Genomic DNA, 25,167 nt, shown 5'->3' with positions numbered 1-25,167 from the left:
GAGATGCGCTAATATCCCGTATCGCTTTGTTCTTCTAGCTTTCAAGGAGATAATAGGTCTATCCAAAGGTTGTTTTAATGTCATCTGAGTAATAGGTAACAGTCGTTTTAGAAGACAAAGAGAATAAAATTTGCATGCTGAGCCCAGTTACTTCTTTAGTCTAAAAGAAGACCCGTTTGGCACGTTTTTGATTTTTGGTGCAAAAGTTGCAATTTCTTTGTGTAGTCATTTTATCAAGCGAACAAAGTTCAACAAAAAGTGTTCGCTAAAAAAGTACGCCAAAACATCAAAGGAACCCGAAGCCAAATGAAATCTCAAAATGCCTTCAACCAATCGCACGCCAATAGCGCGCAGCGGAAACGGAATACCTTGTCACGTCTTGTGGGTCTCGTGTGTTTAACGGTCAGCGTAGGTGCTTTTACTCAAATTAAAACAACTGAAGAAGCCCCTCAAGTGAGTGAGAAAAAGCAAACTGAGCAAGCTGAGAAAAAGCAAAACCAGAAAAAGGAAGAGGGAACCGCTCAGCAGCAAAAAGCTCCAATTCCTGCGCCTATTGCGCCAAAAACAAGTGAAGAAAGAGTATTTGACCTAGTAACTGAGCAAGCCAAAGAGTTGGCTGCTCGGCCCTATGTGCAACCTAAACAAAATTTACCCGCTGAACTGGCGGACATGAATTATCAACAATATCGCGCAATTCGTTTTAATCCCGAACAAGCCCAGTGGAAAGACAAAGCAAAATTTGAGATGCAGTTATTTCACCCCGGCTTTTTGTATCGCTCACCTGTTGAAATTAAAGTGGTGGATGATAACAGTGGTATTAAGAACATGTTGTTTGAAACAGACCGGTTCATTTACGAAAAAGACGCAGCGCCATTGAAAGGCTCTGTGCCGAAAGATGCAGGTTTTGCAGGCTTTAGAGTGCATTACCCTTTAAAAACCAATCACTATAAAGATGAAGTTGCAGTTTTCTTGGGCGCGTCTTATTTCCGCTTAATTGGCCCAGGTCAAATATTTGGTATTTCTGCTCGCGGATTAGCAATTGATACAGCGGAAGCGAGTGGGGAAGAGTTTCCCGCATTCACCAAATTTTGGATGTTAGAGCCAAAACCAGAAGATACCAAACTGATCTTTTTTGCCTTACTCGATAGCCAGTCTGTTACGGGAGCTTATCGTTTTGAGCTGGTGCCTGGGTTAAACACAGTGATGCATGTGCAAAGCACTATTTATGCACGGGAAGATGTGAATAAGCTCGGAGTTGCGCCGTTAACCAGCATGTATTTGAGCGGTGAAAACGATACCCGCAATTTCGATGATTTTAGGCCCGAGGTGCATGACTCAGATGGATTATCAATGCACACTTCTCGTGGTGAATGGATTTGGCGTAGCTTGAATAACCCCAAGGGGCTGCGCGTTACCTCTCTTCAAGATGAACAACCAAAAGGGTTTGGCTTATTGCAGCGCGACCAAAACTTTGCCAGCTACCAAGACACAGAAGCGCACTACCATGAACGTCCAGGCATGTGGATCACACCAAACAATCAATGGGGCAAAGGACGTGTCGAACTGGTAGAAATACCAACTAACTCAGAAACTAACGACAATATCGTGAGTTACTGGGTGCCAGCACAGCCGTTTAAAAAAGGTGAAATGCGCGAATTTGATTACACCATCAGATCGGTAAACGGAATGCTTAACAAAGAGGCTGTAGCGCGGGTCAGTCAAGTATTCAATAGTTGGGCAGCTTTGCCAGGGCAAGATGATGCACCCGAGAAGAATGTGCGTCAGATGGTGGTTGATTTTAACGCAGAGGAGTTTGCTCATTTAAGTGATTCTATCCGCTTAATGCCTAAATTAAGTCTATCTTCGGGGTCATACAAAGACCTAGAAGTCCTGCAATTACCCGACAAAAAGACGTGGCGGGCCCAGTTCAAATTACAGCCCGAAAACGACAATGCCATCGACATGCGCCTTTATTTAACACTTGGTGGTACAAGAGTGAGTGAAGTGTGGAACTACGTTTGGAGCGCGAATGAAGTCGAGTAACTCGCGTTATCAGAGCAATTTAAATAATACTGAGGGCAAAACCATGTTTATTGACATTAAAGGTAAGGCCGTCCGCAAATGGATATACGCTGTAATGGTTTTTATAACCTCTATTACAGGTAGTTGGATGATGTACGAAATCTTTTCAGAAAGTGGTATCACAGCGTTAGAAGTTGTGCTGTTGATATTATTTAGTATCACTTTCCTGTGGATCTCTGCCGCATTTTGGAGCGCATGTATCGGTTTTATTCTGCAAATTTTCGATATTGATCCGTTAAAATTGAGTCGCAACAAACATTTTGTAGGGCAAACAGAAAACGTGGCGCTTAAGGACAGACACGCCGTGGTTATGCCTGTTTATAACGAAGACACTAATCGAATAATGGCTGGGTTTGAAGCCTGTTTAGTTGATATGGAACGAACAGGGCAGCTAGAGCATTTCGATTTCTATATGTTAAGTGATACGCAAGATTCAGATATGGCGCAAGCGGAATTAACAGCATGGAATGCCTTGTGTCAGCGAGTGGGTGTGTTGTCTGAAAATATCTACTACCGTCGCCGTGAAAAGAACGTGCATCGAAAAGTTGGAAATTTAGCTGACTTTTGTCAGCGCTGGGGTTACCAGTATGAATCGATGATTGTGTTAGATGCCGATAGCATTATGACAGGGGAGTGCATGTTGACTCTAGTCAAAGCCATGCAGCAAAACCCGATGTCAGCCTTAATTCAAACTGTGCCTATCCCTGTGCGCTCACAAACGCTGTTTGGTCGTTTTTTACAGTTTGCATCCTGCTTATATTGCCCTATGTTGGCAACGGGGCAAGCTTTTTGGCAGACCGATAGTGCGAACTATTGGGGGCACAATGCCATCATACGTGTTGACGCCTTTATCCAACATTGTGGTTTGCCAACCCTCAAAGGGAAAGCGCCTTTTGGCGGAGACATTCTCAGTCACGATTTTGTTGAAGCTGCGTTACTCAGACGTGCCGGTTGGGACGTGCTACTACTAGCAGATTTAGAAGGTAGCTATGAAGAAATACCCAGCAACATTATCGATTACGCCACCCGTGATCGTCGTTGGGTTCAAGGCAATATTCAGCATTTAGGTATCATCAATGGTAAAGGCTTGCACACGGTAAATCGTTTGCATTTCCTATTTGGTGCGCTCGCTTATATGTCTTCGCTTGTGTGGCTCGTGATGTTAGTGCTAAGTACGATAGATGCAGTCGTGCGGGCTACAACTGAAACCGTGTTTTTTGCGTCGAATTATTCGCTGTTTCCCTCGTGGCCCGTGGTTAAAACCGAGTATATCATCACCCTTATCAGTGCGACCGTCATTATGTTGCTAGGGCCAAAATTACTGGGGGCAATAGTGGCGTTAGTCAGACGAAGAGAGCAATTTGGCGGGGGACTCGCGCTAATGTCTGGAGCGTTGATCGAGGCAGTTATTGCTATCATTATTGCGCCTCTGATGATGTTTTATCACGCTTATTTTGTGCTTAACGTACTGGTTGGCAAAAATGTTAGTTGGGATGCTCAGGGCCGTGAAGGTCGAATGGTTCCATGGAAAGAGGCTTTCAAGCGCACATGGGTCGCAAGTGCAATTGCTATCGTCTGGGGGGGGATCACACTTTCTTTAACGCCCATACTATTTTGGTGGTTAGCACCTGTGTTGCTTGGGTTACTGATGGCAGCGCCTATTATTCGGTTCTCCAGTAGTTTGTATTTAGGTAAGTTAAGTCGTAGCTTAGGCATGTTTGTCAGCCCAAGTGAGGTAGAAGAAGTACCTGCTTTGAGCCGACTCAGAATACGCTTGGCGAATATGCAACCACATGATGAAGTACTCTTGTCTTGTCCACCTATGCCTGCGCAACAATGGCAAGATATGCCGGAGCAAAGCTTTGCCTATTTATCTTCGAGTGTTGATATAACGAGTCAACAGTTAGCAAGTGATAGTAAGCAACAGTAGCGCGACGTGGTGTTATGTCACCGTTCACCCTATTTTAGATGCAAGACATGAGTAAAATTAGTTTTTAACGCTGCACGTTTGCCGACCTTAAGGTCGGTTTTTTTTAATTGTATAGGTATATCGAAAATAATTTTTGCACAAATGAATCCAAATGGCTTCGTTGTGCGTTTAAACGTATTACCTGACTTTTAATACCAATCCGCATTAATAAGTGACCGTCTCAGAATGCGTCCAGCGGTTTTTGATTAAGGCGTCACTATGTAGTAATGGTTGTTCCCTTTCAAATAGTGAGAACGCAGAGCAAAAGCCGCTGGGGCATTCCTTTCAGGCGAGTTTTAAAAGGGCTTACACTGCGTTGCATGACTTCGAAAGAGAACAACTATTCATTCAGTCATGCGCCTTGTTTAAGCCCTTTTAAACTCTCGCTGAGTGATTACTTATTAACGTGGAATGGTATAACCAATGCGAGAGGACACTATGGAACAAGATCCGATGTTGAGTTTACTCAGTGCTACAGCTCAAGGAGATAAAAAAGCGTTTGCTGAACTTTATCAAGCTTCGAGTAAGCAACTGTATGCTGTTAGCTTGAAAATGTTGAAACATAAAGAGCTGGCAGAAGAAGCACTACAAGAAGCCTATGTGAGAATTTGGCACAATGCGTCGCAGTACCGAGCAGGGAAAGGCACCGTCTTGACCTGGATGATCAGTATTGCCCGCTATCGAGCGCTAGACATTTTACGTTATCACGCAGTGCGCAAGGAAGAAGCCTTGAGTGATAACCAAGTCCCAGTAACGACGTCTAGCGAGACGATGACAGAAACTCAACAAGGTTTATTGGAAAAGTGTATGGGGGCATTGGACGTGCAACAACGCCAAGCGATACATTTAGCCTATTTTAATGGCATGTCGCATCACGAGGTGACAGCCCATTTAGATCTGCCTCTTGGTACGATTAAAAGCTGGATCCGCCGAGGTTTACAATCATTACAAAGGTGTTTGAAATTATGAATTATTTGAACCCTGATTTATACAATGCGCTGGCAGCGCAATACGTCTTGGGCACACTTAGAGGCCCAGCGCGACGACGTTTTAGCAAGCTTATTATGCAAAACAGCGAAATCAGCGAAGCCGTTAATCGGTGGGAGCTTTATCTCAATTCGTTGGGTGAACAATTGCCGGATGTCGCTCCAGACGCAGATGTTTGGCGTAAAATTGAAGACCGCCTGGGTTTTAGCCAAATCCAAAACGCGTCACCCAAAATAGAAGCGACACCAGAGCCTACAATCAAATCTTCTCATGTGGTTCCGTTACCCACCAAGAAGCCTCGCCTATGGCAAGGGCTTACTGCACTTGCTTCTGCTGCGGCCGTGGTGCTCGCAGTGCTCTTAGTGCAAATGCAGCCAGCGCCTGTATCAGAGGTGAAACAAATCGCGGTTATCAATAATCAGCAAACAGATTTGTTGTGGAGTATAGAAATAACCGACCAAGAGATAGCCGTCAGAGCGACGAAAGCTTTGCAGGCTAAGGCGGATGCTGACTATGAACTGTGGATTGTGCCAGAAGATGGCAGCGCCCCTGTATCTTTAGGCTTGTTACCAAAAGCAGGGGCCAGTACCTTGGTTAAACCTGTGGTATTTGAGCAAATTAATATTGCTGCCCTAGCTGTGAGTCTAGAGCCTTTAGGCGGTTCGCCAAATGGTTCTCCCACAGAAGTGTTATTTACCGGAAAACTCGTCATCCTGTAAAAAGCGCAATGTAAAAAATGGAATCGAAAATCAAAAGCGAAACTTCAGGTTTCGCTTTTTTTTTAAATTATTTGAAAAATACTTTGTTTTTTTGCATCCAGTTGCCTAGGTAAGTCGTTTAACTAATATCAGCGCCAATAAATACGCTTGCTAAACACGCATAACGAAGCACGTTTATTGGATTTGATATTTATTCAACAGGTAAATAAAAAGGAAACGTCATGCAAAAAACAAAATTAACATTGATTGCCTCGGCCATGTTGAGTCTAACCTTTGGTCAGGTTGCACAGGCTTCAAGTCACAGAGAAGCACCAAATATCACACGTTTACCAACAGTCGATTCTACCGACTTTTACGCGTTTAACAGTTATGAAGAAGGGCGCGGTGAGTATGTAACGCTTATTGCCAACTATATTCCTTTGCAAGATGCCTACGGCGGTCCGAATTATTTTGCCATGGACCCAGCCGCTGTATACGCCATTCATGTGGACAGCGACGGTGATGCAGTCGAAGATATGAGCTTCACGTTTAATTTTAGCCAAGCCTTGCCGAACGACAATGCGGGTGTAGCTTTGATGGTTGGCGCTGAAGGTGAGCAAAAAGCCGTTGGAGTACCGCTAAAAAATGTAGGGGGGATCAGCGCGAGCGATCAAGCAAACGCAAACTTTACAGAAAGCTATACCGTTAACGTGGTTTCAGGACCCATGCGCACAGGCACAAGTGCTGCGGTAATGAATGATGCCTCTGGCAGTGCAAGCTTTGGCAAGCCACTGGATTACATAGGCAATAAAACGTTTGCCAACGCTGAGCAATACAAGGCATACGCTGATAGTTTTATTTACAGCGCCACCATACCGGGCTGTGATAGCCCAGCTAAAGTATTTGTTGGCCAGCGTAAAGACCCGTTCGCAGTGAATTTAGGCAAGGTATTTGATTTAGTTAACTTTGTACCAGTAGAAGGTGATAGCGCCCCAGGTGCTGATGACGCAGGTGGCTTCCCTGGCGGGATCACCCAGTCGCCAGACAACGACGACTTAGCTGATAAAAATGTCACTAGTATCGCCATTGAAGTGGCGAAATCATGCTTGGTAGGCTCGGGTAATGGCAGTATAGGTGCGTGGACAACAGCCAGCTTGCCACAAGCGCGTATTTTGAATCCAAATGCGAGTTTCGATAACACCGAAGTTAACGGTGGTGCCATGACACAAGTATCTCGATTAGGTTCGCCTTTGGTCAACGAATTAGTGATTGGTTTAGCTGACAAAGATACCTTCTCTAGTGCTGCGCCAAAAGATGATGGTCAGTTTGCAGATTATGTAACTCATCCAACCTTACCTGAGTTACTCAATATCTTATTTAAGGACGCCGTAAACACCACCCTTGGCACAGATATCGAAACCTTAGCGCCGACTAATTTCCCGCGAACTGATTTGGTGACAGCCTTTTTAACGGGATTTGAAGGCGTTAACCAATTATCTGTGGTGACTCCCTCAGAGATGCTGCGCTTAAACACCAGCATTGCTGCAAAAAGTGCTGATATGCAGTCTCCATTTGGTGTGGCAGGCGATGATTTAGCGGGCTTCCCGAACGGACGTCGTCCTGGTGACGATGTAGTTGATATTGCGTTACGAGTAGTGATGGGCCGTTTATGTTACCCCATTCCGGTTAATGGTGAAGACACAGACCTAGGCTTGTGTACACCAGAAGATGCTAGCGTAGGGAATGTGCCTTTTACTGATGGTGCCCCTAGTGACGCGACTATGATGGATAGCAGCTTTCCCTATTTAGCGATGCCACTACCTGGTTCTGGCGCAGAGTAAGGAGCAAAATATGAGAAATAAAACACTGAAAAGGCTACCTCATCAAAAGGGTACCAGCCAATTACGGGTGCTCAGCGTAGGCTTGGCATTGACCATTGTCTTAGCTGGATGTGATTTTGGCAGTGATGACGACGATAAAAATGTCGCACCCAGTGCGGTATCTGTCGATTTAACCACTCAAACTGAAACCGCCATAGTGGATATGCTCAGTGCCACTGACGACGATGGTGATGATCTGACCTTTAGTCTGGCAGACACACCGTCATTAGGCACTGTGATGGTCAGTGAAAATGGTGATTTTACTTATCAGCCAAATCCTGAGGTTACAGGCAGTGATAGCTTCACGTTTACCGTGAGTGACGGTGTCAATGAGCCGGTTAGCGGTTCGGTCAATATCACCATCGAAGCGTTAGCGGTCACGTTCAGCACGTACAGTCGTGCCGCATTTGCGCAAGACCCGCAGGATGAACCTTTGCCGACCAATGGTCGTTCGTTTACTCAGGATGTGGAAGATCCTGACGCTTATAATGATTTATTGCCGGATTAACACCCCAGCAAGAAGCGTTTAAATCTTAAGTTTGACAGCGCCAAGGAAGGCGCCCCTTAAAGGAGGTTTAGCCCGTGAAGAAGCAGGTTTATGCTTTACCGAAAAAGACGCTCATTTGGGCGTTTTTAACCTTGGTGAGTACATCGTTAAGTGCAGAAAGTTACGTACCTTCATCAAAAGACATAGTTGTAGCTAAATGGACTGTGGTAGCGAAAAGTGAGACACCCAAAGAACGTGTCGCTTTGTTACTTAACAAAGCGAATCAGCCTGGACTAGCCAGTCGATATTATGGTCAAGCCAGCGCTTTAACCAATAAGCTGCTAAAAACATCCCCAAATGACCCGCAACTACTATTTTATCAAGCCAAAATTGCCCAACACTATCACCGTTTTGACGAAGCCCTATCCAAGCTAGAAGGTGTTCCACCTAGCCATGAAAATTATGCCTCCGCTTTGCTATTAAAAGCCAATATTCTGCTGGTCCAAGGAAAATTAGCAGCCGCTAAACGTAGCTGTTTACAGCTTCTTGGCGTGTCAGACTTATGGATCAGCAGTGCTTGTGCACTCGAGGTCAATGCGCAACAGGGTGATAGCAGCCACGTTGTTGATAGCTACGCACAGCTTCTCAGCCTGGTGGAGCGCTCATCACTGTATCAGCATACGAATGAACAACAACAGCGCTGGGTAGCACAAATATTAGCAGAGCTGGCAGCAAAACAAGGCTTGTACAATCAAGCACTGTCGCACTTGTCGGCCTTTGAGTTAACTGATGTGCCGGTGAGTTATTTAGCCTTGTGGGCCGATGTACAACTGGCACTAGATTCACCTGAGCGGGTCTTAAACGTGTTGGGGCCTATCGTTGAGCAAGCCGACAGTTTTGACGATGCGCTTTTATTGCGTTTGGCTTTGTCTGAGCATCAAATTGCAGAGCAAACTGTACGTTGGACACCGCGATTAACCCAGCGGATAAACATACGTTTACAACGCAAAGATACCGCACATGCTGCTGATATTGCTCGGTATTTCTTAGATATAAAGCCGGATCGAAAGAAAGCGCTTTTTTGGGCTAAAGTCAACTGGCAACATGCCAAGCTAGACGGCGATCAGCGCTTGCTAGAGCGCGCAATGGACGTACAATACGCAGCTGAAGAAACGATCAAACAGCCAGCAGGGATGTAAAATTAGTGAAAAACAATAACATGATCAAAAGCCTATTTATGGTGTTGGGCTTAATGATCAGCCTACCCAGTTTAAGTCATCAATTGAGCACCGCTTATATTATTGCCAATTTGGACGACACAGGGCGGATCCAAGGCGAATGGCAGGTAGGGTTAACTGATTTAGAGTTGGTTTTGGGCTTAGACGCAGACCAAAATGGTCAGTTAACTTGGGGTGAAGTCATTGCAAGGCGGGTAGATATTGCCAGCTATTTAGCCGAGCATTTGAAAGTCCAGCGTGACGGTTTGGCGTGTGTCACTCAGTTTGCCGGCATTGAACGCTTAGAAGACCACGCTGATTCAGTATTTGCAGTAACAGATTTCAGTGCTCAATGTCCTTTGGCTGGTGTGCTAAGCGTGCAATACAGCGCGGTTTTTGCAAAGGATGATAGCCACGAGGTCGTCGTTAACATAAGCGATGATGAAAACACCCAAAGTTTTGTGCTGGATAACGCTCAACGTCACATTGAGGTAAACCTAGCTGACGGCAGCGCTTGGGTCACGTTTAAAGAATTTGTCTATCAAGGGATAATCCATATCTGGATTGGTACCGATCATATTTTGTTTTTGCTAGCACTGCTATTGCCCTGCGTATTGTTGCGTGAGGATGGTCAGTGGCAACGAAACCCACAGTTAAAGAATATACTTAGCACTACAGTGTGGATCATCAGTGCTTTTACCTTGGCACACTCAGTCACCTTGACTGCCACTGCATTGGGTTGGTTGGTACCTAGCAGTCGTTGGGTTGAGTTTGGCATTGCGGTTTCCGTACTTTTTGCAGCTTTAAACAATGTTAAACCCTTGATACTGCGTTTAGGCTGGGTCACTTTTGCGTTCGGCTTGCTGCACGGTATGGGTTTTGCCGGGGTTTTGGGAGAACTGGGCTTGCCTGGTGATCAAAAACTACTGTCAATTCTGGCCTTTAATTTAGGCGTAGAAATAGGGCAATTGGCTATCGTATTGGTTGCTCTACCCGTGCTTATATTACTGGCAAAAACCGTGTTATACCGTCGATGGTTAATGCCAGGGGCTTCAATTGGCATTGCGCTGGTTGCGCTAAATTGGGCCCTTGAACGCTTTTAGCCAGAACAAAAAGCCGGATGCCCATATTGGGATCCGGCTTATTGTTTTATCGCGATTTTCGAGTGACTGACGCTTATCATGAGAAAACGCCGAGAGACAAAAGGTCATTTTTATAGGAAGGTGTTCACTATAAAATGATCTGGCTATTTGGGCTGCCCCACAAGGCGCAGTTCAATGGTTGCATTAGGCCTTGCTCAATATCAAAACCGTTTTCTCTATCGGTTTTGATTAACAAGGGGCCGTCAAGATCAACAAATTTAGCACAGTCGCTCAACAGAGAAATTGGCGCCATTGCTAATGAGCTACCCACCATACAACCCAGCATGATTTCAAAACCCATGGCTTGTGCTTCTTGTGCTAGCGCGTAGGCCTCAGTCAGCCCTCCGGTTTTATCCAGCTTAATATTAACCGCATCGTAGCGCCCTTTGAGGTAAACTAATTCTTTGCGCGTATGGCAACTTTCATCTGCGCAAAGAGGGACGGGGCAGGTGTAGTCAATAAGCTCTGCGTCTTTATCCGCAGGCAGTGGTTGCTCTATTAAAATAACATTTAGTGCTTTTAGACTATCACCGCAGGCTTTTAAATCTTGAATAGACCAGCCTTCGTTAGCGTCAACAATGAATTGGCTGTCTGGGGAAGCTTGATGGATGGCTTGCATTTTCGGCACAATATCTTGATTGTCTAATTTCACTTTGATCAAGGGAGGATGCCCAAGGGCTTTCGCTGCTGCTGCCATCGCCTCTGGGGTATCTATGCTCAATGTTTGCGCCGTAATGCACGGTGATGGGGTTGCTAACGACAATAAGTCAGCAACAGATTTTTGCTCGCTTTTCGCCTTGAGATCCCACCACGCACAGTCGAGGGCGTTGCGCGCTGAGCCGCCAGGTAACGCTTGAATTTTATCTGACAACTGCGCCAAGTCACCGTCAAACGTGCTAAGAGATAGAGCAAACTGATGAATTTCTTGTTTAACACTCTCTACTGTTTCATTGTAGCGCCCATAAGGAACAGATTCGGCCCAACCTACGAGCTGAGCGTTATCTGTATCGGCCGTGAGCGTCACCACCACTACATCTGCTTGTGTTTTTGCCCCTCGAGCAATTCGAAATACACTTTTTAGTGGCAATGCTTGTTGATAAGCCTCTACGTGAAAAATCATGGGGTAAACTCCTGTATTTTTACAAAATGACTTCTCAGTCGGGGTTATAGGTTGGCAATGATTGCGGCGGTGCCATCGCGCAGGGGATCAACACATGGCAGCGAAAATTGCTCACTTAGCTGCTGGCAAATTGCGCGTCCCTCTTCAACACTAACGGCAGATGTATTGACACTAATACCTGCAATTGCCACATCCGGGTTGGTTAGCCGTGCGGCTTGTAAATTAAGTGCAATCGTTGTTTCTATACTAGGAAAGTCAGTATCAGGTAAACCACGCATATGCGTGCGATTTAACGCATGACAAATCACTAGTGCATCTGGTTGAGAGCCGTGCAACAAGCCTAAGCTCACGCCGGCAAATGCTGGATGAGATAACGAGCCTTGGCCTTCGATAACGTCCCAGTGATCATCATTAGCATCAGGAGACAAGGATTCCGCTGCCCCTGAGATAAAGTCAGCGACAACGCAGTCTATGGCTATGCCAGCCCCGGCGACTAGAATTCCGCACTGACCTGTAGCACGAAAATCAACAGCCATGTTCTGCTTGCTCATGGCTTGCTCTAAGCTCAAAGAGGTATACATTTTGCCAACGGAACAATCAGTCCCCACGGTTAAAAGGCGCTTACCTGAACGCTTACGCCCTGTGCCTGTATTAAATTGTGTGGTCGGGTGGCGAATATCGAGTAAATCTACATCGTATTGTTGAGCGCAGTGCACTAGCTCCGGATAGCTGGTGAGTTTTTGGTGCAGGCCGCTCACTATATGCATGCCTTTTCTAATCGCTAACTCTATGAGTGGCAACCACTTTTTATCTAATATACCACCGCTATTGGCAAAGCCGAGTACCAGTGTTTTGGCCCCTTTTCTTGCTGCTTCTTCGATACTTAATTTGGGTAGCCCTGTACTAACGGTGCAACCTTCGACACTAAATTCGCCGACGCATAGGTCAGGGCGCCAATGGGCGACACTTTGTGCCATTTTAATGGACAGTGCGTCGGTGGCATCACCAATGAATAACAAATAGGGAGCGTGAATAACCATATAAAATTCCTTAACAAAGCAGTGTAGTCATGAATTACATCATCCTAGCGTGCGATGAGAAGAAAGAAAGTAACGTTATTTAGTTGAGGTATAACTTTAGGTTATGGCCGCTTGCAGAAAGGGTAAAAAACCTTGTACCGCGGTCGACAGAGGACGATTTTGTAGATGCAAGGCACGAACATCGAACGCCAATGGTGGGGTGAATGAGGCTATTGCTGTTTTGTCGTCTACATTTCCCATTGCTGTGAGCCTATCAATCACGCACACACCTAAGCCTTGGGCAACAAGCCGAGCGGCAATAAAATAGGTTTGTACTTGAATAGGACTGTGAGGCTGCATATTTTCACTTTGTAATCTGCTGTATAGCATGTCACCTAACGGCCCTGAGTCGCTGATACCGATAAAGGTTACGTCGACTAAAGCCTGAATACTGAGTTGTGTTGGCAGGTGTGGAAATAACACTTTTGGATAAACCACCACCAATTCAGACTCACCACATGCAATGCTGTTTACACCTAATTTCGGACTAGGGTGGAATAACACTGCCACATCAGACTTGTGTTCTATCAAGCTTTGCAAAACCGCATCATTGTGCACGGTATTAATATTGAAGCTCACATTTGGGTGTTGCTGGTGATAATTCGCTATCGCCTTGGGCAGGACAGAAAATCCCAAGGCGGGGGTAATACCAATATTAATGTTGCCAAAATGAGCATGCTTAATATTGTGTGCGGTGTTGTCGATACTGCGCATTTGTTGATGAATCTTGTCGACTTCTGCAAATAGCATATCTGCTTCTGGTGTTGGTACCAGTCGGCCTTTGGTGCGGGTAAATAGGGCGAAGCCGAGTTGTTGCTCTGCATGATGGAGCACTTTACTCACTGCTGGTTGCGAGACATGCAGCAGTTTCGCTGCATTGGTGATGGAGCCTGTGGTGTATATGGCATGAAAAATTTCAATGTGGCGTAGGCGCACGTATCACTCTCGTTTTTAACTAAATAATGAATCAACTGGATATCCTAAACAAACACAGCGGCTAAATCTGCAGTTTTTCACCGCTTTTTGAACCTCAAGTTGATCACTGGCCCAATCCTGTAGGTTCATGCTAACGTGTTCCATCAATTGGCCTTTTCTAATAACCATTATTTGCCCACTTATAATGGGAACACCAGATAAGCACGATAACCGAAAAAGGGAGTTAATATGAAATTACCACGTATCTGTTTCGCCTTAGCAGCATTACCACTTGCCCTTAGCATGCAGGCGAAAGCTGATAATGTCAGTGACAAAGTCAGTGCCGATTTACCAAAATTGATGGCGTTGTACAAAGATTTACACGCTCATCCCGAATTAAGTGGCTTTGAAGTGAATACGGCGGCAAAGCTAGCCAAGCGGGCAAAAGCTCTTGGTTTTGATGTTACCGAAAAGGTGGGCGGAACAGGCGTGGTTGCTGTACTAAAAAATGGCCCCGGCCCGGTAGTGATGATCCGCGCGGATATGGATGGCTTACCGGTTATTGAGCAAACAGGATTGCCCTTTGCGTCCAAAGAGCGTGCGACCACAGAAGATGGCATTGAGTCAGGTGTGATGCATGCTTGCGGTCATGATACTCACATGACAAGTTGGGTCGGTACCGCGCAAGCGTTAACGTCAATGAAAGATGAATGGTCAGGTACCTTAGTGATGATTCTGCAACCGGCTGAAGAGCGTGGTAAAGGCGCCAGAGACATGTTGGCAGATGGGCTTTATGAGCGCTTTCCTAAACCAGATTATGCTTTGGCCTTTCACGACTCCGCAGGGTTGCCCGCTGGCACCATAGGTTATACCCCTGAATTCGCTCTGGCGAATGTTGATAGTGTAGATGTGATTGTAAAGGGGGCTGGCGGTCATGGCGCTTATCCTCACACCACTAAAGATCCCATTGTGTTGGCCAGTCGCATTGTGACGTCATTGCAAACCTTAGTCAGCCGTGAGCTTGACCCGCAAGATGCCGCTGTAGTGACAGTGGGCAGTTTTCATGCAGGGGCGAAGCATAATATTATTTCCGATCAAGCCACTTTGCTGCTTACTGTACGCAGTTATTCAGACGAAACCAGACAAGCCTTGCTTGATGGCATTGCGCGTATTGCTAAAGGTGAGGCGATTGCTGCGGGTATGCCAGAAACACTTATGCCTGAAGTAAACATAAAAGATGAATATACCCCAGCAACTTACAACACCCCAGAATTTACCCATAAAATGGCTGAATTATTTACTCAGCGTTTTGGTGAAAAGCGAGTCGTTGAAACGCCAGCTGTCATGGGCGGAGAAGACTTTAGTCGTTTTTATCGCGCGGACAAGCAGATCGAGAGTTTGATTTTCTGGGTCGGCGGTGTGAAGCAAGATGACTGGAATAAAGCGAAAGAAGAGGGCACTTCATTGCCCTCGCTGCATAGCCCATATTGGGCGCCAAAAGCTGACGCGGTGATCACGACCGCCACGGAGGCGCTGACCACAGCAGCGTTGCATATTTTGCAAAAACAGTAATCACTGACTAAAAGAAAAGCACTGCTAAAACACCCAGCAAAGTAAGCAAAAAGCCCCGAAATATCTGACTATTTCGGGGCTTTTTGCGATTTACGCAGTGATGAATCCTTCTGTATTGCTCATGGTTCTATCAATAACTCTATCAATGCTTCTAACAATAGCTCTATCAATAGTTAGCAGTAACATCATTAACGATAGGCCGTCAGCAACTAAGGGTTAAATCTCGCTTACTTCTTGAGTCCTCGGCGCTTTAATAAGGCCTCAGTGGAAGGCTTGCTGCCGCGAAAATCAATGTAGTCTTGCATTAAGTCTTGGCTATTTCCCATGGATAGCACACTGCGGCGGAACTGATCACCATTTTCACGCGTTAAACCACCTTGCTCTGTCATATAAGCAAAGGCATCCGCGGCGAACACTTCTGTCCACAGATAGGCGTAATAACCTGCAGAATATCCACCTGCAAATGCGTGACTAAAGTAGGCTGATTTATATCGCGGCGGGACAGGCGCATAATCTATATCGTGTTTAGCCAAGGCTTTTTGCTCAAACGCGGCTACGTCATTTATTTGTGTGCCCGCAGAAATAGAATGCCACTCCATGTCGAGTAATGCGGCAGCTAAATATTCAGTGGTATCATAACCTTGGTTAAAATGATGGGCAGCAAGTAGCTTGTTGAGTAACGCTTTAGGGATAGCTTGACCAGTTTGGTAATGTTTCGCGTAGTGCGCAATAACCTCTGGATCGATGTCCCAGTCTTCATTGAACTGTGATGGGAACTCTACAAAGTCTCGCGCTGTCGCCGTGCCTGCTAAGCTAGGGTATTTCACTTGTGAAAATAACCCATGAGCGGCGTGGCCGAATTCGTGAAACAAAGTGGTGACTTCATCAAAGGTAAGTAGGGTAGGTTGCCCTGTTGCAGGCTTGGGAATATTGAGCACGTTATAGACAACTGGCTTTTGCCCAAGCAAATCGCTTTGGGTGACGAACTCGTCCATCCATGCGCCGCCGCCTTTGCCTTCGCGTGCATAAGGGTCAAAGTAGAATAATCCTATGCTGCTACCGTCTTCGTTGAACACTTCAAATGCTTGAACGTCTTGCTGATAGACAGGTAAATCTTTACGGGCTTTAAAGGTGATACCGTAGAGTTTTTGCATCGCAAAGAATAGACCGTCATGCAATACACGGTTTAACTCGAAATACGGCTTAATGACGCTTTCGTCAAGGTCATACTTGGCTTTGCGGACTTTTTCGCTGTAAAAAGCCCAGTCCCAAGGCTGTAGCGTAAAGTCTTGTCCATCCGCGCGGATCTGCTGTTGGATCGCAGCGGCTTCGTCTTTGGCTTTGGCGACCGCTTTGGGCGCTAGGTCGTCGAGTATGTCGTATACCGCTGCCGGCGTTTTGGCCATCTGGTCGGCTGTTACATATGCCGCCCACGTTGGGTACCCTAACAGTTGTGCTTTTTGGGCGCGCAACTGTGCCAGTTTAACCAGTACTGGGCCGTTGGTATCTATGGCACGATTGGCAGACATTTTCCAAACCTTCTTACGCAGATCACGGTTTTCGAGGCTGGTGAGAATAGGCTGGCGTGTGGTGTTGACCAAGGTAATTAAATAGCCTTCTTTACCAGCCTCTTTCGCGGCATTGGCAAGTGTGGCAACTTCACCTTCCGATAAGCCTGCAAGCTGTGACTTGTCGCTTACCAGCAGAGTATCTTGTTTAAATGATTGCAGTATATTTTGCGAAAAGTCGGTCGCTAGGCTGGATAATTGGCTATTGATGTCTCGTACCTGCGCTTTTTCAGCGTCGTTTAGCTTCGCGCCAGCGCGTAAGAATTTAGTGTGGTAGTAATCCACTAAACGCTGATCAACGCTGTTCATGCTCGCCTTGTTTGCTTCAATTTGCTCAATACGTGCAAAGAGTTTTGCATCTAAGTAGATATTGTCTTCGTGGGCGGTGAGTTTTGGGCCAATCTTTGCTTCGATACGCTGATATTCATCGTTTGAAATAACACTTGCAAGATTGTAGAAGGTTTTGCTGACGCGGGTCAGTAGAGCGCCAGATTTTTCCATCGCGACAATCGTGTTCTCAAATGTCGGGGTCGCTGGGTTGTTGGTGATCGCCGCTATTTGTGCATCATGTTGGGTGATACCAGCTTCAAAGGCGGGTTCGTAATCTTGTACACTGATCTTGTCAAATTGTGGCGCTTGATAGGTCAGGGGACTTTGAGCAAACAGTGCATTTTGGGTTGACGTGGTCATGTTGGTTTTCGTGTGCTCGGTGTCAGTTTGTTGATGATTCACCACATTACTTGAACAGGCACCTAACACAAGTGTGGCGGCTACAGAAGCGGCGATAATTGATATACGCATTAAAACTCCAAAAGATAAAAATATGCCAAGCCCGAAGTGGGCAAAGAAGCCGAAAATAGCAGGCATATAAGACTCGGCTACTCTAACAAGGCGCTAGTGGCGCTAACAATCCCTTCGGACCTAGTTTTGCTGAGCTTTATCGCAAATTGGTCAGTTTAATTGCGAGCAATTGTAAAAAATGTGACGTATGAAACATTTATACCATTTCCATTAAATAATTGGCCTCTCAGAATTCATCCAGCGGGTTTTGAACAAGGCGTCGGTGTGTAGTAATGGTTGTTCCCTTTCAAATACCGAGAACGTAGTGCAAAACCCGCTGGGGAATTCCCTTCGGGCGAATTTTAAAAGGACTTACTCTGTGTTGCTCAAACTCGAAAGAGCACAGGTTAGTTTTTAATAAAGGGCTATCATTTAAGCGCCTTGATTAAGTCCTTTTAAATTTTCGCTGAGTGGTTAATTATTTAATGGAATTGGTATTAGCCATTAACGTGCTATTTTGAGTTGGTTTTACACGAGTGATTGTCAGTCAGTAGAATTGACTTTAAGCTGTCTGCTTTGTTTTGTCCTATCTAGGCCCAAAGAGCTAAGGAAGCCCTCCCTAACATGCCAATTCAATCACTCATGTTTGCTGTTGAAGTGACTTTGCCCATCAGTGTGTTGATTGTACTGGGGATCGTATTTAAGCGTATTCGCTGGATCAACGAGGAGTTTGCCATTATTGGTTCGCGTCTCGTGTTTAATGTTACCTTGCCGTGTTTGCTGTTTGTGAATATTGCTAAAACGGATTTGAGCGTTACGACGCCTACCGATTTGTTAGTGTTCGCTGCCATCGCTACCACGTTGACGTTTATACTGTTTAATCTCTTGGCATTAAAAATTAAACAACACGATGCGCGAGGCGCATTTGCTCAAGGGGCGTGTCGAGGGAATATGGCCATTATTGGCCTAGCGCTTTCGGTTAGTGCATTTGGTGAAAGCGCCCAAGCGCTGGCGTCCATGTATTTGGCCGCAATCGTTATCTTGTATAACGTGTATTCGATTTTAACCCTTTATTACCACCAAGCTGCAACTGCCTCAGTGAAGTTGATAGCGCTAAGCGTGCTGAAAAATCCGTTAGCGATTGCTATTGCCTTAGCCATAGTGGTTGCTCTTGTGCCTATCCCGTTACCTGATTTACTGTATGAATCGGGTAGTTACTTGGCACAAATGACCTTACCTCTTGCATTATTATGTGTGGGCGCGTCGATTCGCTTGCAAGAATTTAAAGCCTCAAAGCTGCTTTATATAGCGATTGCCAGCAAGATAGTATTTATTCCCCTTGTTACCACAGTTATTGGCTATTACTGCGGGCTCAAAAACGAAGAGTTAGGGGTGTTGTATATCATGATGGCCACCCCCACAGCAGCGGCGGCTTACCCTATGGTGCGAGCGATTGGCGGTGATCATCATTTAACTGCTGCGATTATTGCCGGTAGTACCTTGTTCTCCATGTTTAGTACTACCTTAGGGTTGTTTTTACTGCATTTTTTAGGGTGGGTGTAAGTAGCATTTATCCACCTATGGCCTACTTTGAACGACCTGAAAGCAACTAAGCTTGTACCGCCTTTAATATCACGGGCGTGAGTGACTCTGGTAAGGTGATTTTACCTGCCAAGACGAAGGCATGAGCATCGCCTGACATTTTCCCCCAGGTTTTACGGATGATATCGATCCATTTTTGTTCTGTGTACTCAGGGTGTTTAGCAGCAAAGTCCAGCATGTAATGCTCTATAAATACTAACCCCACCACGTCTTCGAGTAACTGAGTGTCAGGGTTCGATTTTATACCGACCTTTGCCACTGCTTTTTTGGCTCGCTCGATGTGTTCTTCGCTAAAGCCAGCTTGTTCCATGATGTGCCCCACTTTATCAGCATGAAACGTGTATAAATCGCTGCGCCATTTATGATAACCCTGTCGGTCCATGGGATAATCACTGCGGGGAGATTGCCAGCGCTGAATATGTTGCCCGCGAACGGCCAGTTTGACTACGTGATCGGCATCATTCCTGTAACGTTCTAACATATTGGACATGCGAAAACTGTACAGTAGTTCTTTGGGCCACTCTTTCCCTTCGGCTTGTTCTATATTTGGATCTTCGCTGTTGGCACTGTCGATTAAATTAACGGCCTTTTCGTAAGCGGCTTGGGTCATATGTTGCTCCATAGATAAAGATTAGGTGCGCTTTGGGATTTTGCTTATTTTACCTTAAAGTGCCTCGCTAATTATATGCTTATGATGGTGTTATTTACTGGGCAGTGTATGTTTTGCTGTCTTACTACTCAGGGAAGAACGATATCAGTCAAATACGAAAAGGCCAAAATAACGGCGAGACGCTATTTTGGCTTTTGTGGCAACAGAATAACGGCTTTATTGTGCTATCTATTGCGTTAACTATTGCACGAGTTTTATTGGGTTTTTATTGGACCTTTACACCCATGTTGTACAAAGTGAAACCAAAGATATCAGCGTACTGTTCGATTGTTTTGCTAATCGGTGTACCGGCACCATGACCAGCGTTAGTTTCAATGCGAATTAACATGGGATTAGGGCCAGTATGTTTGGCCTGTAATTCAGCTGCAAACTTAAAGGAATGCGCTGGCACTACGCGATCATCATGATCCCCTGTGGTGATAAGTGTCGCAGGGTAGTTCACCCCGTCACGTACGTTTTGCACGGGAGAGTAAGTCATCAAATAATCAAACATTTCTTTACTGTCTTGCGCTGTGCCGTAATCGTAAGCCCAGCCTGCGCCAGCGGTAAAAGTGTGATAACGCAACATGTCGAGTACACCAACCGCCGGAAGAGCCACTTTGAACAGTTCAGGTCGCTGAAGCATAGTCGCACCGACTAACAAACCACCGTTTGAGCCACCACGAATAGCCAAGTAATCTGGGCTGGTGTAGTTTTGCGCGATTAAAAACTCGGCCGCAGCAATAAAGTCATCAAACACATTTTGCTTTTGCAATTTCGTGCCAGCGTCATGCCATGCTTTTCCGTATTCACCGCCGCCACGTAAGTTTGGTACTGCATATACGCCACCTTGTTCAAGCCAAGCCGCAGTGACACTACTAAACGCCGGTTGCAAGCTGATGTTAAACCCACCGTAGCCGTAGAGCATAGTAGGGTTGCTACCATTTAGTTTCAGACCTTTTTTGTGGGTGATGATCATGGGGACTTTTGTGCCGTCTTTTGAGGTGTAAAAGACCTGCTTTGACTCGTAAGCATCACTGTCGAATTTCGCTTTCGATTTTAAGTAAACCGCTGATTCGCCGCTTTCTACATCTAAGCTAAAAATAGTGCTAGGTGTTTTATAATTAGTGAAGCTGTAGTACAAGGTCTGCTGATCTTTTTTACCGCTAAAACCACTGGCTGTGCCCACTCCCGGCAAGGTGATTTCGCGCACTAACTTGCCTGATTTGTCCAGTTGCTTAACATTTGAGATCGCATCAAGCATATAGCTAGCAAAGATGTAACCACCACCGGTTGATACATCTAGTACGTTATTTGTTTCAGGGATAAAGTCTTGCCAGTTTTCAGGCTGAGGCTGACTCGCATCTACCGATACAACGCGCTTGTTGGGCGCAGCTAAATTAGTCACTAACAGTAACGTACTGCCATCATTATCAAGCAATTGGGTGTCTGAATCTGTATTGTCTAAAATGGTCACCAGTTCGCTATCCGGTTCATTTAAGTCTTTCAAATACAGTTTGTTACCTGACGTAGAAACCGCAGCACTGATTAATAAATAACGATTGTCCTCGGTGACGTGTCCTGAAACATAGCGATTTTTCTGCGCCTGCGTTCCGCCAAACACAAGCGTATCTTCACTTTGCTTATCTTTTAGGCTGTGAAAGTAAAGCTTGTGTTGATCCGTTTTAGCCGATAATTCACTGCCTTCTGGTTTGTCGTAGCTTGAGTAATAAAACCCTTCGTTACCTAACCATGAAATGTCACTGAATTTGAGGTCGGTTAAGGTTTCGCTCACGTTCTGCATGGTTTCAACATCAATAGTAATAGCCTTACGCCAGTCACTGCCACCTTCAGAAATCAAATAGGTGACTAAGCTGCCGTCTTTGGAAAATTCAATGCTGGCTAAAGAGGTCGTGCCGTCTTCACTGAAGGTATTTGGATCGAGAAAGACGTGTGCCTCGCCATCGTCTAGTTGGCGGTATAACACAGCTTGATTTTGCAGGCCGTCGTTTTTAAAGAAGTAAGTGTATTTACCTTCTTTAAACGGAGCGCCGACTTTTTCGTAATCAAGCAATACCTTTAAGCGCTCTTTCAGCTTGTCTCTAGAAGGAACCTGAGCTAGATAGGCTTGGGTTACCGCATTTTCAGCTTTAACCCATTGTTTGGTTTCGCTGCTCATATCGTCTTCTAACCAACGATACGGATCAGCGACTTGGGTGCCAAAGTAACTATCGGTTACATCGTCTTTTCTAGTGTTTGGATAGGAGAGGTTCATTTTTTGAAGTTGGTTACCCGTAATTGATGTACCACCTGACGGTGCTGATTGTTGATTTGATTGGTTCGCGGTTGAACAGCCCATTAATAAGGTACTTATACCCACTGCGATAAGCGTTAATTTCATTTTTATTACCCTGATTTATGTCGTTTTTATATGTTTTGATGCATCTATTGTTGCGCATTCAGCAGGGATATTACCTTAGTTTTCACTATGATGATAAATCTCAAACTGTGACGAAAGATGTATAGATACCGCTTATGAATATGGATTAAATTTGATAATGATCAAACAAAACAAATGCTTATGTAAAAAAACTGGTGACATCGCTTAACATTTAATTTACATTGTTTGTGTTCGGCGAGCGAAATGAGCTGAACAGCGGCGGAATAGTCGAGGTAACAAAAGCACATCAAGAAGGCGAAACTACCTCGACGCCTTTCTGCATCTTTATTGGCTGCTGCGCGCCTCTTTCCTTAAAATCTCATTCACCTATGACCTAGTTCAAGTTAAATGGACGCAAAATTATGTCAGAACTTCCATCAAGTACGTTTGACTTTATCATTGTGGGGGCAGGCTCTGCAGGTTGTACATTAGCTGCTAGATTGACAGAACACGAACACTACCGCGTTTGCCTGATTGAAGCGGGTGGAAAAGACAGTAACCCTCTTATACACATTCCTTTTGGCCTTGCCCTTTTATCTCGATTTAAAGCGATTAACTGGAATTACAATACGCTTGCCCAGCCGCATTTGAATAACCGCGAACTGTATTGGCCCAGGGGGAAGACCTTGGGTGGGTCAAGCGCAATAAATGCTATGTGTTATATCCGCGGCGTGCCACAGGATTATGATAATTGGGCGCAACACGGTGCCAATGGCTGGGATTGGGACAGTGTGTTGCCTTATTTTAAAAAGTCTGAAGATCAACAGCGCGGCGCAGATCCATTTCATGGTGTCGGTGGCCCTTTGGGCGTTGATGATCTGCGTTGTGTAAACCCGATGTCGCAGTCATTTGTTGACGCAGCAACAGAAGTCGGTGTGCCAGTAAATGTCGATTTTAATGGCGCTGAACATGAAGGTTTAGGCTTATACCAAGTCACTCATAAAAACGGTGAACGTTGTTCCACCGCAAAGTGCTTTTTAGCATTAGCTCAACAAAGGAAGAGCTTTACGCTTGTCACCCATGCATTGGTAGAAAAGATACTGATTAATGACAATCGAGCCCATGGTGTTGCCATCAAGGTCAATGGTCAGTCACAGACTCTTGGTGCGCAAAACGAAGTTATTTTGTGTGCTGGAGCCGTTAATTCGCCGCAGCTTCTTATGCTTTCTGGTGTCGGTCCTAAAGAACATTTAGTCGAGCGTGGCATTAAGGTTGAGCGGGACGTGGCAGGTGTTGGGCAAAATTTACAAGATCACCTTGACGCTATTGTGCAATATCGTTGTAAATCAAAAGAGAGCTATGCTGTGGCGCTGGCAAAATTGCCTCGATATGTGCAGGCTGCGTTTAATTATTGGCGCAAGCGTAACGACATTTTATCGTCGAATATTGCTGAGGCTGGTGGCTTTGTAAGAAGTGACTTCGCTACGGATGTACCTGATATCCAGTATCATTTTTTGCCCGCGATTTTGCAGGACCATGGACGTCAAACCGCGCTTGGTTACGGTTTCGGCTTGCATATTTGCAATCTGTATCCAAAAAGTCGCGGCACGATTACGCTAGCGTCAGCCGACCCTACACAACCCGCTATTATCGATCCGCAGTATTTATCGCACCCTGACGATCAAAAAGTCATGATTGATGGTATACGCAAGGGCCGCGCAATTTTGCAATCGCAAGGCTTTGCTCAGTATCAAGGGGAAGAGGTGCTACCAGGGGCAGGCAAAGACAGTGAAGAACAGTTACTGGCATTTATTCAGCAGCACGCCCAAACCATTTATCATCCCGTTGGCACGTGCAAGATGGGGGCTGATAAGGATGATATGGCCGTCGTGGATGAACAGTTAAATGTGCGGGGCATAATGGGCCTAAGAGTCGCAGATGCGTCGGTTTTTCCCCGTTTAGTGGGAGGCAACACCAATGCTCCGACAATTATGGTCGCAGAGCGTGCTGCCGATTTTATTCACCAGCAATATCAATTGGCTTAAAGGGCAATTTTAGCTTTTGGACGAAAGAAGTATTTCATTGAGTTGCAAACGCTTAGTACGCATTTTTGCTTCTATCTTGGGCAGCAGGTGGGCGTGTTTTTTATTTATCGTGTGATATAAGAATATGCTGCGTAGCTTTACATATTGCATACCTGGTGGGACTAACTGTCTCTCATCTATCATGAACGTCGCATAATCGGCGCGCTTTGTACGCAGCATATCGACGGTGTTTATGATTATCTCTTTTTTTATCACGCTAGTTTGAATGTCAAAATCCTCTAAGTATATAAGAGAACGCTCGTTTGTAAGCAGTGTTTTTTCTTTATTATTCAATATATTACGGTTGCATTCTACACCGCTTCTGCACAGTAGAACGAGGGTCGCGCGAACCAGTTCAGGTTTTATTAGCATTACGTTCTCAAAGCGAGCGGCAACACGTCCAAGTCGATGAGCATCAGCATCGACTTTGCCTTCGTTCACTAGTTGTAAACCTCTAAGTGCGGGCGCTGGGACCTTGTGTACCGTAAAGCCAAGTTCGGTATATATTTCGTTTAACACATCTAAATAGGGCTCTGCACCCGGGTAATCTACGAAGGTGATGAGGAATTGTTTGCTAAATGAATCAGTTGTGATTAACGAAGCGTTTTCATTGGCTCCTAAAGGTTGAGCAACTGCATAGAAAATGGCGAATGTCTGCGAAAAGCTCACAGACAGCATCAGGACGAATGTTTGTAACCGTTTAATATGCATATTATCAACGCTAAATAGTGTGTACCTAATTCAAAACAGTGATTGCAACCACAATTATGGACATCTCAAACTCTTGTTACTTCAGGTCAGTTAACGTGTTTACGCACGACGTTTAAATTCAGATCGTAAGTTTAAGTACAAATTATGTTTTAAAGTTCTCACTTTTCAGGGGTAGTATGGTTCAATTTTGTGAATAACCAAAGGTTCGCTCTCGCTCTCGTGCGCAATTTGCTTTCAATTTGACG

At 45.3% G+C, this 25,167-nt stretch carries 18 protein-coding genes; 11 read left to right on the top strand and 7 right to left on the bottom strand.

Annotated elements, in window-relative coordinates:
* Positions 1 to 306 precede the first annotated feature (306 nt).
* From FX988_RS05650 to FX988_RS05615, 8 genes are all read left to right on the top strand, one after another.
* Positions 307 to 2,043 (top strand): glucan biosynthesis protein, encoded by a 1,737-nt coding sequence (locus FX988_RS05650; RefSeq protein WP_160178718.1) that lies wholly within the window; start codon positions 307 to 309, stop codon positions 2,041 to 2,043.
* A gap of 94 nt (positions 2,044 to 2,137) precedes the next feature.
* On the top strand, positions 2,138 to 4,012 hold the full coding sequence (gene mdoH, locus FX988_RS05645) for a glucans biosynthesis glucosyltransferase MdoH (protein ID WP_254700782.1): 1,875 nt from the start codon (positions 2,138 to 2,140) through the stop codon (positions 4,010 to 4,012).
* A gap of 477 nt (positions 4,013 to 4,489) precedes the next feature.
* Entirely contained in the window at positions 4,490 to 5,020 is a 531-nt protein-coding gene (locus tag FX988_RS05640) for a sigma-70 family RNA polymerase sigma factor (RefSeq protein WP_201751636.1), read from the top strand.
* Positions 5,017 to 5,757, top strand: a complete 741-nt coding sequence (locus tag FX988_RS05635; protein ID WP_160178717.1) for an anti-sigma factor domain-containing protein — start codon at positions 5,017 to 5,019, stop codon at positions 5,755 to 5,757. Before FX988_RS05640 ends, FX988_RS05635 begins: the two co-directional genes overlap by 4 nt.
* A gap of 257 nt (positions 5,758 to 6,014) precedes the next feature.
* Positions 6,015 to 7,577 carry a DUF4331 domain-containing protein gene (locus FX988_RS05630; protein WP_373888861.1) on the top strand — a complete coding sequence of 521 codons (1,563 nt, stop codon included), beginning with the start codon at positions 6,015 to 6,017 and terminating at the stop codon, positions 7,575 to 7,577.
* 10 nt (positions 7,578 to 7,587) lie between these two features.
* Positions 7,588 to 8,124, top strand: coding sequence for an Ig-like domain-containing protein (locus tag FX988_RS05625; protein ID WP_160178716.1), 537 nt, complete (start codon positions 7,588 to 7,590; stop codon positions 8,122 to 8,124).
* A 74-nt stretch (positions 8,125 to 8,198) separates the two neighbouring features.
* The gene (locus tag FX988_RS05620; RefSeq protein ID WP_160178715.1) at positions 8,199 to 9,302 is read left to right on the top strand and encodes a tetratricopeptide repeat protein; all 1,104 of its coding nucleotides are present in this window, start codon (positions 8,199 to 8,201) and stop codon (positions 9,300 to 9,302) included.
* 5 nt (positions 9,303 to 9,307) lie between these two features.
* The gene (locus tag FX988_RS05615) at positions 9,308 to 10,423 is read left to right on the top strand and encodes a HupE/UreJ family protein (protein WP_160178714.1); all 1,116 of its coding nucleotides are present in this window, start codon (positions 9,308 to 9,310) and stop codon (positions 10,421 to 10,423) included.
* 127 nt (positions 10,424 to 10,550) lie between these two features.
* Here the strand turns inward: FX988_RS05615 and dgcA are convergent, their stop codons facing one another.
* From dgcA to FX988_RS05600, 3 genes are all read right to left on the bottom strand, one after another.
* Positions 10,551 to 11,582, bottom strand: coding sequence for an N-acetyl-D-Glu racemase DgcA (gene dgcA, locus FX988_RS05610; RefSeq protein WP_160178713.1), 1,032 nt, complete (start codon positions 11,580 to 11,582; stop codon positions 10,551 to 10,553).
* Positions 11,583 to 11,626: 44 nt separating this feature from the next.
* Positions 11,627 to 12,622, bottom strand: coding sequence for an N-acetyltransferase DgcN (gene dgcN, locus FX988_RS05605; RefSeq protein WP_160178712.1), 996 nt, complete (start codon positions 12,620 to 12,622; stop codon positions 11,627 to 11,629).
* Between the two features lie 96 nt (positions 12,623 to 12,718).
* On the bottom strand, positions 12,719 to 13,597 hold the full coding sequence (locus FX988_RS05600; RefSeq protein WP_160178711.1) for a LysR family transcriptional regulator: 879 nt from the start codon (positions 13,595 to 13,597) through the stop codon (positions 12,719 to 12,721).
* A gap of 228 nt (positions 13,598 to 13,825) precedes the next feature.
* Between FX988_RS05600 and FX988_RS05595 the strand changes: the two genes are divergently transcribed.
* Complete coding sequence (locus FX988_RS05595) at positions 13,826 to 15,148, top strand: amidohydrolase (protein WP_160178710.1); 1,323 nt, start codon at positions 13,826 to 13,828, stop codon at positions 15,146 to 15,148.
* A 227-nt stretch (positions 15,149 to 15,375) separates the two neighbouring features.
* Here FX988_RS05595 and FX988_RS05590 read toward each other — a convergent pair whose 3' ends face one another.
* A complete protein-coding gene (locus FX988_RS05590; RefSeq protein ID WP_160178709.1) occupies positions 15,376 to 17,517 on the bottom strand; it encodes a M3 family metallopeptidase in 2,142 nt (713 codons plus the stop codon).
* A gap of 603 nt (positions 17,518 to 18,120) precedes the next feature.
* Here FX988_RS05590 and FX988_RS05585 point away from each other — a divergent pair.
* Positions 18,121 to 19,059: an AEC family transporter gene (locus FX988_RS05585; protein ID WP_160178708.1), complete on the top strand. Its 939-nt coding sequence runs from the start codon at positions 18,121 to 18,123 to the stop codon at positions 19,057 to 19,059.
* Between the two features lie 46 nt (positions 19,060 to 19,105).
* On the opposite strand, the gene FX988_RS05580 is transcribed toward FX988_RS05585, so the two are convergent.
* Together FX988_RS05580 and FX988_RS05575 are read right to left on the bottom strand one after the other, a co-directional pair.
* Complete coding sequence (locus FX988_RS05580) at positions 19,106 to 19,708, bottom strand: DUF4202 domain-containing protein (protein WP_160178707.1); 603 nt, start codon at positions 19,706 to 19,708, stop codon at positions 19,106 to 19,108.
* A 265-nt stretch (positions 19,709 to 19,973) separates the two neighbouring features.
* The gene (locus FX988_RS05575) at positions 19,974 to 22,148 is read right to left on the bottom strand and encodes a prolyl oligopeptidase family serine peptidase (protein ID WP_160178706.1); all 2,175 of its coding nucleotides are present in this window, start codon (positions 22,146 to 22,148) and stop codon (positions 19,974 to 19,976) included.
* A 401-nt stretch (positions 22,149 to 22,549) separates the two neighbouring features.
* Between FX988_RS05575 and FX988_RS05570 the strand changes: the two genes are divergently transcribed.
* A complete protein-coding gene (locus tag FX988_RS05570; protein ID WP_160178705.1) occupies positions 22,550 to 24,172 on the top strand; it encodes a GMC family oxidoreductase in 1,623 nt (540 codons plus the stop codon).
* Positions 24,173 to 24,181: 9 nt separating this feature from the next.
* Here the strand turns inward: FX988_RS05570 and FX988_RS05565 are convergent, their stop codons facing one another.
* Positions 24,182 to 24,922: a hypothetical protein gene (locus tag FX988_RS05565; protein WP_160178704.1), complete on the bottom strand. Its 741-nt coding sequence runs from the start codon at positions 24,920 to 24,922 to the stop codon at positions 24,182 to 24,184.
* Positions 24,923 to 25,167 lie beyond the last annotated feature (245 nt).

Origin of the sequence: Paraglaciecola mesophila, assembly GCF_009906955.1 — a bacterium.
Classification (GTDB): Bacteria; Pseudomonadota; Gammaproteobacteria; order Enterobacterales; family Alteromonadaceae; genus Paraglaciecola; species Paraglaciecola mesophila_A.
This window is presented reverse-complemented; position numbering and strand designations above follow the sequence as displayed.